This is a genomic window from Treponema sp. OMZ 790, assembly GCF_024181285.1.
Lineage (GTDB): Bacteria > Spirochaetota > Spirochaetia > Treponematales > Treponemataceae > Treponema_B.
Genome location: NZ_CP051201.1, coordinates 3,082,475 through 3,093,697, shown reverse-complemented (window position 1 = coordinate 3,093,697; position 11,223 = coordinate 3,082,475). Strand labels below are relative to the sequence as shown.

Genomic DNA, 11,223 nt, shown 5'->3' with positions numbered 1-11,223 from the left:
ACCCGGCCATTATACTACTTCTTTACTTTTTTTTGCAATAATGATAGAATGAAAAAAGGCATTTATTGTCAAATTTTATGGGAATTTATAAGTTTTTAAGGAAAAAAAAATGACAAAGTCAAATTATTCGGCAAATAATATTACGGTTTTAAAGGGATTGGAAGCGGTCAGAAAAAGACCGGGTATGTATATAGGTTCAACGGGGCCGGACGGCCTTCATCATCTTGTTTATGAGGTCGTAGATAACTGTATAGACGAGGCTATGGCCGGGTTTTGCGATAAAATCTTGGTAGTTCTTGAACCGAACGATATTGTGCGTGTAGAAGACAACGGCCGAGGTATTCCTGTAGATATTCACCCGACAGAAAAAATAAGTGCCTTGGAGCTGGTTTTAACCCGCCTCCATGCCGGAGGTAAGTTCGACAAGGGCTCCTACAAGGTTTCGGGCGGTTTGCACGGTGTAGGTGTTTCGGTTGTAAACGCTCTTTCAGTCTGGATGGAAGCCAAGGTTTACAAGGACGGCTTTGAGCACTATGCAAAGTTTGAAAAAGGCTCAATCCTTGAACCCGTAAAAAAAATAGGCGAAACCGAAAAAAGCGGTACGGTTATCAGGTGGGCAGTAGATTCTTCCATCTTTACCGAAACTACCGTATACAATTTTGAAGTGCTTGCAACCCGTTTGAGGGAACTGGCCTTCTTAAACAGCCGAATTTCCATCACGATGAGGGATGAACGCCTTTCCACTCCAAAAGAAGTTACCTTTGCCTTTGAGGGCGGAATATCTCAGTTTGTTTCTTATTTAAACGAATCAAAACAAGTTTTCCCTAAAGCTCCGGTTTTTATCGAAGGCGAAAAAAACGATATTATCTGCGAGGCTGCCCTTCAGTACAATGACGGATATAACGAAAACCTTCTTTCCTTTGTAAACGATATAAATACACGCGAGGGAGGAACTCATCTTGAAGGCTTTAAGACAGCCCTCACCCGCGTAATGAACGAGTTTTTAAAGAAATATCCTAAACTTGTAAAAAAGATGGATAAGGAAGAAAAACTCACGGGTGAAGATGTCCGAGCAGGTCTTACCGCCATCGTTTCCGTGAAAGTTCCCGAACCCCAGTTTGAAGGACAAACCAAAACAAAACTGGGCAACAGCGATGTTCGCGGTATAGTCGATTCTTTTGTAAACGAAAAGCTCACCCTCTTTTTTGAGCAAAACCCTAACGAGGTCGAAAAGGTTTTGGAAAAATGCGTTGCCGAGGCTGCAGCCCGCATTGCCGCCCGAAGAGCAAAGGAAGCTACCAGAAGAAAGAGCGGTTTAGACAGCTTCGGTCTCCCCGGAAAACTTGCAGACTGTTCTTTAAAAGACCCCGAAGCATGTGAAGTTTACATAGTTGAGGGAGACTCTGCAGGCGGTTCAGCCAAAAAAGGCAGGGACAGCAAAACTCAGGCCATCCTCCCCCTTTGGGGAAAAATGCTCAATGTCGAAAAAACTCGTCTCGACAAGGTTGTAAACAACGAAAAGCTCCAGCCGATTATTGCTACCCTCGGCACAGGTATAGGCAAGGATTTTAATATAGAAAAACTCCGCTATCACAAGGTCATAATAATGGCCGATGCCGATGTTGACGGCTCCCATATCCGCACCTTGCTATTAACATTCTTTTTTAGATACATGCCTCAGGTTATCGAAAGAGGCTATGTCTACATTGCCATGCCGCCCCTTTATAAAATTTCTCACAATAAAAAAGAGTGGTATGTTTACAATGATGATGAAAGGGATTCCGTTTTGGACGAAATCGGACGGGGAAACAATGCAGCTGTTCAGCGCTACAAGGGTTTGGGTGAAATGGACGGAACCCAGCTTTGGGAAACGACCATGGACCCTGCAAGGCGGAAGATGATGAGGGTTACCCTTCCCGATGCCGTTGAAGCCGACAGAATTTTCAGCACCCTAATGGGCGAAGAAGTAGAGCCCCGCCGAAAGTTCATCGAAGAAAACGCCGTCTACGCAAATTTGGATGTGTAATAAATATTTGATTAATCGATAAAAAAAGTTTGGGGGTATGTATGTTTGATGTTAATAGTTCTGTGCTCTTTTGGTTTGCGGGAGTTGTGATTCTCTTTGTTTTGCTGCAATCAGTCTTTTTTTTGGTAAAGGCTTTAAAGCGGGCAAAAGAGTTAAACATGCCCAAAAAAAAGATAAAGCAAATTATTTCCGGAGCGGCGGTTTTTACGATCGCTCCCGCCATTTCCATTATTCTGGGAATGATAAGCCTTTCCAAATTTTTAGGTCTTCCCCTGCCTTGGCTTCGTCTTTCGGTTCTAGGGGCCTTAACCTATGAGCTTACAGCTGCAAGCACAGCAGCATCGGTCTTGGATATTCCCTTGGATCAGCCGATTGCAGATGCGGCAGCCTATACGACTATTTCTTGGGTTATGGCCCTCGGAATAATTTCGGGGATTGTGGTGATTGCTCTTTTCTTACCCAAGATGCAAAAAAATCTTATTAAGATGAAGTCCAAGGATGAAAAATGGAGCAAGCTCCTCATCGATGCCCTCTTTATGGGAATGATTTCAGCCTTTTTAGGAATGATATTTTCCGAAATTCGTCTGGGACTCAAGGGATGGATTCCCGTTTTTGTGATGTTCTTTTCGGCCATCTTAATGCTTATCTGCGGTTTAATCGTAAAGAAGACAAGGGCTAAATGGCTTGAAAGCTATGCTATGCCGATAAGCCTTTTGGGCGGGATGGCCTTTTCCATTCCGATTACAATGTTGATAGGTTAAATCAGCGGTTCTTATAGGAGAAACGATAAACAGTTCGGCAGAAATTCAGCCTCACTGTTTATCTACCGAGTTTTGTACCTAAGGTACAAAACGTCGCATTATTGTATGTGTGTGCTTTCCGCACACACTTGAAAAAACTTTTTTCGCAAATTGAGATTTGCTGCAAAAAGTTTTTATAGGAGGAGTTATGAAAGATAAACAGATTGAATTCAGTTCATACGAAAAAAGTGTACATAGGTGGGGAAGAATATGGATGGTAGGTGCCATTATAATGTTTCTTTCTTATCCTCTTTTTACCTGTATTTACTATAATACTTGGCCCAATTTTTGGCTTCTTTTGAGGGGGCTTTTCGGTGTTGCCGTTATTTTTTGGCCGGTAGGAATTATTGAAGCCTTTACCTTTGCACCCATGCTAGGAGCAGGCGGAACCTATGTAGGCTTTATCACAGGGAACTTAACAAACTTAAAAGTTCCCTGCGGAGTCTTGGCCTTGGAGGCCGCAAAAGTTGAAGCCAACACCGAAGAAGGCGACGTAGTTACCACAATAGCCGTCGCAGTTTCTTCCATAACAACAACCCTTATTTTAATAGCGGGAATGCTTTTGCTAACTCAGTTAAAACCAATTTTGGAATCTCCCATCATGGCTCCGGCCTTTAAAAACATCCTGCCTGCCCTTTTCGGCGGACTCTTGGTAGTCTTCGTCGCAAAAAATCCCAAGATTGCCGTTGTTCCCTTTGCCTTTATGCTGATTCTTTTTATTGCCATGCCTCAGCTGGGAAAGGCCATAAGTATGCTCATCCCTGTCGGAGCTATTATTACAATCATATACACGAGGATAATGTATAAGAAAGGGAAGATATAAATGACTAAATATCCTTTTATCAGAACCTTTAAGCTTTTTTTTAAGGCCTCACCTTTAAGGGTAAGTGCCGTAATTGTGCTCACCCTTGCTTTGGGTGTTTTCCCGTCTTTAAGAATTTTTATTTCGATGAAGCTCATCGACCTGATTGCCGGTTTTTTACAAAGCTCAAAGGAAATCGCCTTTGGGGAAACTTTTAAGCTTTTGGCGGCTTGGGCTGTTATCACCCTCGCTTCCGAATTGGCCGTAAAACTGCAAGGAACCTTAAACGCCCTCATCCACGAAAAATTTTCTGCATCCATTATGACGGGCCTATCCGAAAAATTGGCAAGTCTTACCGATCTTTCTTTTTTTGAAAAAAGAGAAAACCTCGTAAAAGTCGACATGGTAAGGGAACAATTACAGGTTAGGCCTCAAAACTATGTTTTTAACATCATTTTAAATTTTCAGCGCATTGTAAATTTAATAAGCATGTTTGCAGTCCTATTTTCAATCGATTATCTTTTGCCGGTTTTAATGATTTTTTCAACCCTGCCCGTGTTTTTAATTTCGCAAAAGGCGGGAAAACTTCAGTGGGCTGAAACCGAAAAGCTCCAAGATAAGAGACTCAATATGGCTACATACATTAAGCACGGACTTGAAGGCGAAAAAGCAAAGGATAATTTTTTATTCGGCTTTACCAAAAACTTTAAAAATACTTATTTGAGCATAAAAGATGAGTATTTAAAAAACTTTATCAAAATTGCTCATAGGGGCTTAGCCTTTCAATTGATTACAAGCTTGGTTTCCGCCCTGATTATGATAGCCTTATTTTTCTTAATGATTTTTATTGTCGTAAAAAAAAGAATTGCAGTCGGTGCCGTAGCAGGTTATGTACAAGCCTTTATGTACACCCAATACGAAATACAGGATTTGGCTATGTACGGAAGATGGTATTTTACGATAATGGGGTACTTTCAAAACTATTTTGATATTATGGATTGGAACGAGAAAAATCAGGGTATTGAAAAATCCGAGCGGATAATCTTAAACGAAAAAATAGAATCCATCGAGTTAAAGAATATTCGTTTTGCTTATAGAGGAAAGGAATTCGACAAGGACGGAAACGATATAAGCGATTATGCAATAAAAGATTTATCTCTTTTTATAGACGGTAAAAAAACTTATGCAGTTGTAGGAAAAAACGGCAGCGGCAAAACCACCTTGATAAAACTTTTAACGGGCTTTTACACGCCCCAAGAAGGAAGCATCATAATAAACGGTAAATATAATCTTTGTGATTTGGATATGGATTCATACAGGGAAAGGCTCTCGGCGGTATTCCAAGACTTTGCCGTTTACGCAGGCTACACTGTGGACGAAAATATTTTTGTAAAGCCTGAGCACTCTGGGGAAGAAGAACGAGAAAAGGTAGAAAAGGTAAAATATTTAGGAAAAGACTTTGAAAAGAAACTTGAAAATAATTACTCCCTTGTTTTAGGAATGCAATACGGCGGCAAAGAATTTTCAGGAGGGCAAAGACAGAGGCTTGCAGCCTTGCGTTCCTTCATCAAAAAAAGCGATATAATATTTTTTGACGAACCTACCTCAGCGATAGACCCGATAGCCGAAAACGAATTTATCGAAAGCATTCTTATGCAAGGCAAGGGAAAAATCTCGCTTATCGTAACTCATAGGATGGGAAGCGTAAAGTCCTGCAGCGATATAATCGTAATAGATTCCGGCTGCGTAATCGAAAAAGGAACCTTTGAAAGCCTTCTAGCTCAAAACGGTTTATTTGCAGAACTTTATAACAGCCAAAGAAAAAATTTTATAGAAGAAAATCTATAATTTAATCATAAATAGCGATTTATCTATGCCTAATCTTTAAAAATCCGCTAATCTATGCTATACTATATGAAACCAACCGGCATCCTTGCCGGAATATAAACACAAGGGGGTAGTCATGAGCAGTTCAAACCGCAAATACAAAGACTCGGTTTTTGTCGATTTATTTAGCGAAGACGAAAAAGCAAAAGAAAACTTTTTATCGCTTTATAATGCCTTGCATGGTACAAATCTACCGCTTTCTTGTCCTGTAGAAAACATAAGGCTCGATAATGTCATGTACATGAACATTATAAACGATGTTTCTTGTCTTGTAGACGGTAAAATCATAGTGCTTGCTGAACATCAGTCAACTATAAATGAAAATATGCCTTTACGCTTTTTACAATATATAGCAAGGCTCTATGAGAAACTTCAAACACCTACCGACAGGTATTTAAGAAAATTATCAAAAATACCCACACCTGAATTCTATGTATTTTATAACGGCACAGAAGATTATCCTGAAACTACAACGCTAAAATTGTCGGATGCCTTTATCGCAAAGCCTGAACGGGTACCCTTAGAACTTGAGGTAAAGGTATTTAACATCAACAAAAGTAAGGGAGCTGAAGTACTCAACCGTTGCAAACTGCTTGAAGAATACAGTCTTTTTGTAGAAGAGGTAAGAAAGCAAACACAACTCGACCCTGAAAACGGCTTTACCAATGCGGTAAAGATATGTATAGAAAAAGGAATCTTAAAAGAATACTTAATGAGAAAATCAAGGGAGGTAATAAATATGTTACTAGCCGAATATGATTACGACACAGACATAGCTGTACAAAGACAAGAAAGTCTAATGATTGGAATAAAACAAGGCTTTGAGCAAGGCATTGAGAAAGGTATATCTCAAGGCTCTTATCAAACTAAACTTGAAACGGCAAAAAACTTAGCCGAAATGGGCTTTGCAGTAGAAGCTATCGCGAAAGCTACAGGTTTAAGCATTGAAGAAATCGAAAAACTGTAATAAAGTACAAATGTCGAAGTGCGAAGGGCGAGTGCCGTTTATTTGTACTTTGACATTCGTTACTTGACAACTCAGCTTCTTTCCCTTATAATACTTGACATGGTATCGTGTAGTGTTTTTTTATTAAAAAATTTAAACTTTTTCTCAAAACCCACTAGACAAAATAGCAGCAAATACTGTATAACCCCGAATTTTGCAAATAAATCGGTATCTGCGTTATCGCTTAACAAAAAACAGTCCTCGACGTATAAGTTCCGGCACGGATGCCGGCAGTTACGATTATACGAGTTTATTTATAAACTCGCAGGCAAACAATGTTCATGGACGGACATTATTTGCCATGCCCTCGGGTATTTTTTGTACGCTGCCGGAATCTGCTTCGCTTATTTGCAAAAAGGATTATTACAAAGAGAACACAATATACCACTATTACTCAAATAATAAATTTCACATCAATAAAGGAGTTTACAAATGAAAAAAGAAAGAAAACGTTTTTCAATGCGCAATAAGCTTATGATTGTGTTCAGCGCATTAATTTTTGCAGCCGGGTTTACACTGGCGCTTATGGGAGTGCAAACTGCACGCAAAGCAGTTATGGAAAAGATTGAGATACATCTTAAAGACAAGGCAACCGACACGGCAGAAATTATTGACAGTAAGATCAATGCCTTGTTTCAGTTTTTTGAAGGGATTGCACGTATGCCGGCCTTAACTGATCCATCTATTTCATACGCAGAAAAAATAACCTTTTTAAAGCACGAAGAAGAATTTAATAAGCTGATAAATAATTTGGTTATCTGTGATGCTAATGGGAATGTCCATTTATCCAATACGAAATTGGTTTCGGTACAAGACCGAGAATGGTTTAAATCTGCAATTAGGGGGAAAAAATTTGTAACAGAGCCGATTCTCTCACGGGCAGACGGAAAATTCGCAATCAGCTTTGCCGTTCCCGTCTATAATTTGGACAGAAAAATCGTTGCGGTATTGGCAGCCGATGTCCATGCTGAACATCTTTCTAACGTAATTGACGACATTGTAGTCGGACAGACAGGAGAATGCTATATCTTGGACAAATCGGGCAGTACAGTCGCCGACAAAGATTTCAGCTTGGTTGAATCACGCTCAAATGCATATGAAGAATCCAAAACCGATCCTAGTCTTAAATCCTGCGGATCTTTTGAAAAAATGGCAGTCGAAATGGAAGAACCGTCAGTAGGATATTTTGAATACAAAGGCGTAAAAAAAATAGCCTCTTATGCAAAGATGAAAAATACCGACTGGACAGTAATTGTTAATGCTCCTGTAGAAGAATTTATGAAAACTATCGATGACTTGAGACTTGAAATGATTATAATAGGCTTAGGTATTTTACTTATAAGCCTAATTATTGTTTTTATTATCACGCACCGAATGATAAAACCCATAAAAGTTGTCGTTAAGGCTTTACAAAATATATCTGACGGTGAAGGAGATTTAACTGTCCGTCTGCCTCTTATCGGAAATGACGAAGTTACCGACCTTTCTCAGTACTTTAATCAGACCATAGAAAAAATAGGCTCGTCCATTAAAACCGTCGGAGAAAACAGCAGCGAGATGACCAACATCGGTACAGAGCTTGCAAGCAACATGACGGAAACTGCAAGTGCAGTCCATCAAATAAGTGCAAATATCGACGGCGTAAAACAACAGACTCTTACTCAAGCTGCCAGCGTTACAGAAACAGCCGCTACTATTGAAGAAATTATCCGCACAATAAAACAGCTAAACACCAGTATCGAAAATCAGGCAGCGAGCGTTGCAGAATCTTCATCCGCCATCGAGCAAATGGTCGGCAACATCGCTTCGATCACTCAAACCCTCGACAAAACAAATGATGTTATAAAAACTCTTGCAAGTGCTACGGCAGACGGCAAGGAAACCGTTACAGGTGCAAACAGCGTAACTCAGCGCATTGCAGAAGAATCGGGCGGACTACTTGAGGCTTCAAACGTAATTCAGCATATTGCAAGCCAGACAAACTTGCTTGCAATGAATGCCGCAATTGAAGCCGCACATGCAGGGGAAGCCGGTAAAGGCTTTGCCGTCGTTGCAGACGAAATCCGAAAACTTGCAGAAGAATCAAGCACTCAGGGCAAAACCATCACCTCTACTCTTAAAATACTATCGGGAGAAATACAGACCTTGTCGGACTCTGCAAAAACTGCAGAAGAAAAGTTCAACATTATTTTTGAACTTTCGGATCAGGTAAAAACAATGAGTCAAAATCTAATGGATGCTATGCGCGAACAGGAAAACGGCAGCCGCGAAGTTTTGACTGCAATCCGTGATATCAACATGGTAACAAATGAAGTAAATGACGGCTCTGCTGAAATGTTAAAAGGCGGAGAGAATGTAGCCGAAGAAATGCGCAAACTAGATGAACTTACGCGCGTTATTACCGACAGCATGAACGAAATGGCCTCAGGTGCAATTCAAATAAGCAATGCCGTCCAAGATGTAAACAACATCAGCCAAAAGAATAAGCAAAGCATTGACAACCTTTCTAAAGAGGTAGGAAAATTTAAGGTTTAAATTAATTGGTAAATGGTAAGTTGATGAAAAAAAAGAACTTTATAAAAGTATGGTTTGCAGAAAAGTTAAAAAATGGCCCTACGGCTCAGTACATCACCCGAACCGCTGAGGCCATTAAACTTTCTGTAGACGCAGTAAGAAAAAGCCATAAGGATATTGAAAAATCTCAAACTTAATTTACAACAAGAGCATTAAAGTACAGCCTTGACCCGTATCGTATTTTGTGGTACAATCGGTCCAATAAATAACAAATCTTTTATCAAAGGAAGTTTTTAATATCTAAAATGAATAACTAAACATTCTTCAAATTTAAAATCTTGTCTCAAAACTAATATTAATTTTAAGGAATGTTTATGTTAATAGATGTTAAGAATTTAGCCTTTGCTTATTATGGTTCGGCGGAACCTGTTTTTGAAAATCTTAATTTACAGTTGGATACGGATTGGAAGCTTGGTCTTATAGGAAGGAACGGCTACGGGAAAACCACCTTTTTAAATTTACTCCGGAACAAACTCGAATATTCAGGGAAGATTATCTCTCCTGTGAGCTTTGAATATTTCCCTTATGCACTTGAAGAAAAAAAGACTGTCCGCGAGGCGGTTCTTTCCCGTCTGCCTCATCTCGAAGACTGGCAACTCGATTGCGAGCTTTCCCTACTGGAAGTTTCCGCCGAAGAAATTGCAGACAGACCCTTTAAAACCTTAAGTTCGGGCGAGCAAATTAAGGTGCTGCTTGCTGTTATGTTTTTACATGAAAACGCGTTTATGCTGATTGACGAGCCTACAAACCATTTGGATGCTTACGGGCGGGCCGCTGCCGCCGATTATCTAAAAAAGAAAAAAGGGTTTATTCTTGTTTCGCATGACAGAGATTTTTTAAACCGGACTGTTGACCGCGTTTTAACAATCGAAAAAAATAAAATCTATGTACAAAACGGCAACTATGACACTTGGGAAGAAAATAAAATCCGGCAGGATAATTTTGAGTTGGAAAAAAATATCCGGCTGCGTAAAGAAATAAAACGCCTTAAAGAAGCCGCCCGTCAAAAGGTGGGCTGGGCAGACTTAAAAGAAAAAACAAAAACAGGACAAGGCCCTTGCGACAGAGGCTTTATATCGCACAAAGCCGCCAAGCTGATGAAGAGGGCGAAAAATATCGAGCGGAATGCAAACAAGGCAGTTGCCGAAAAGGAAAAACTTTTAAAAAACATCGAAATAATCGAAGACATTCCTATGAGGCCTCTAACTCATCATGCAAAACACCTTATTGAAGCTTCCTCACTTTCGGTTTCTTATGGCGGTAAAAAGATTTTTTCACCGATTGACTTTTCCCTTGCACCCGGTGAGGTTTTAAGCCTTAACGGAAAAAACGGTGCAGGCAAGTCAAGCATTTTAAGATTACTGACGGGAGAAAAAATAGAATTTTCCGGCACCTTAAAAAAAGCGCAAGGATTAAAAGTTTCTTATATCCCGCAAAACTTCGATTTTTTAAAAGGGCCTCTTTTCGATTTTATCGAAGAGTGCAATATAGATAAAACGGTTTTTTTGACAACCTTAAGAAAGCTGAATTTTTCGCAGGACAATTTCGACAAGAAAATGGAAACCTATTCAAGCGGTCAAAAAAAGAAAGTGCTGCTTGCCCGCTCCATCTGCGAGCCGGCACATCTTTATATTTGGGACGAGCCTTTAAACTATATCGACGTTATTTCCCGTCTTCAAATCGAAAGGATGATTTTAAAGTACAGTCCCGCAATTATCTTGGTAGAGCACGACAAAAAATTTAACGAAAAAGTTTCTACCGATTTTGTAGAGCTGCTTCCCAATCCTTAGGTTTAAAACCGATGAGGACAGAAGTTTCGGTAATTAACAAGGGGCGTTTTACCAACATACCGTCGCTTGCGAGAAGATTATACATTTCCGCATCACTCATGTTCGGTAATTTTTCTTTAAGGTTTAAACCGCGATAAACCAAACCGCTTGTGTTAAAAAATTTCTTTAAGGGCAGGCCGCTCTTTTTATGCCATTTTTTAATTTCGGCAGCTGTAGGATTTTTCTCCTTGATATATCTTTCTGTATAAGAAAGCCCGTGATCATCGAGCCATTTTTTTGCATTTATACATGTAGTACATTTCGGATAATAAATAAAAATCATCATTCCTCCATAAATA

General features: G+C 39.7%; 9 protein-coding genes. 8 read left to right on the top strand and 1 reads right to left on the bottom strand.

Features of this window, described 5'->3' with window-relative positions:
- The first annotated feature begins 109 nt into the window (after nucleotides 1–109).
- The 8 genes from gyrB to abc-f all read left to right on the top strand — a co-directional run bounded on the left by gyrB (nucleotide 110) and on the right by abc-f (nucleotide 10,885).
- A complete protein-coding gene (gene gyrB, locus E4O01_RS14635; protein ID WP_253693032.1) occupies nucleotides 110–2,026 on the top strand; it encodes a DNA topoisomerase (ATP-hydrolyzing) subunit B in 1,917 nt (638 codons plus the stop codon).
- A gap of 41 nt (nucleotides 2,027–2,067) precedes the next feature.
- Entirely contained in the window at nucleotides 2,068–2,787 is a 720-nt protein-coding gene (locus E4O01_RS14630) for a DUF5058 family protein (RefSeq protein ID WP_253693031.1), read from the top strand.
- Between the two features lie 187 nt (nucleotides 2,788–2,974).
- Nucleotides 2,975–3,649, top strand: coding sequence for a hypothetical protein (locus tag E4O01_RS14625; protein ID WP_253693030.1), 675 nt, complete (start codon nucleotides 2,975–2,977; stop codon nucleotides 3,647–3,649).
- On the top strand, nucleotides 3,650–5,476 hold the full coding sequence (locus E4O01_RS14620; protein ID WP_253693029.1) for an ABC transporter ATP-binding protein: 1,827 nt from the start codon (nucleotides 3,650–3,652) through the stop codon (nucleotides 5,474–5,476).
- A gap of 115 nt (nucleotides 5,477–5,591) precedes the next feature.
- Nucleotides 5,592–6,482 carry an Rpn family recombination-promoting nuclease/putative transposase gene (locus E4O01_RS14615; protein WP_253693028.1) on the top strand — a complete coding sequence of 297 codons (891 nt, stop codon included), beginning with the start codon at nucleotides 5,592–5,594 and terminating at the stop codon, nucleotides 6,480–6,482.
- A gap of 471 nt (nucleotides 6,483–6,953) precedes the next feature.
- Nucleotides 6,954–9,056 carry a methyl-accepting chemotaxis protein gene (locus E4O01_RS14610; protein ID WP_253693027.1) on the top strand — a complete coding sequence of 701 codons (2,103 nt, stop codon included), beginning with the start codon at nucleotides 6,954–6,956 and terminating at the stop codon, nucleotides 9,054–9,056.
- Nucleotides 9,057–9,079: 23 nt separating this feature from the next.
- Nucleotides 9,080–9,232, top strand: a complete 153-nt coding sequence (locus E4O01_RS14605; RefSeq protein WP_253693026.1) for a hypothetical protein — start codon at nucleotides 9,080–9,082, stop codon at nucleotides 9,230–9,232.
- A gap of 177 nt (nucleotides 9,233–9,409) precedes the next feature.
- Nucleotides 9,410–10,885 (top strand): ribosomal protection-like ABC-F family protein, encoded by a 1,476-nt coding sequence (abc-f, locus tag E4O01_RS14600; RefSeq protein WP_253693025.1) that lies wholly within the window; start codon nucleotides 9,410–9,412, stop codon nucleotides 10,883–10,885.
- Here the strand turns inward: abc-f and E4O01_RS14595 are convergent.
- Complete coding sequence (locus E4O01_RS14595) at nucleotides 10,851–11,207, bottom strand: arsenate reductase family protein (protein ID WP_371819664.1); 357 nt, start codon at nucleotides 11,205–11,207, stop codon at nucleotides 10,851–10,853. The two genes, abc-f and E4O01_RS14595, sit on opposite strands and share 35 nt — an antisense overlap.
- Between the last annotated feature and the right edge of the window lie 16 nt (nucleotides 11,208–11,223).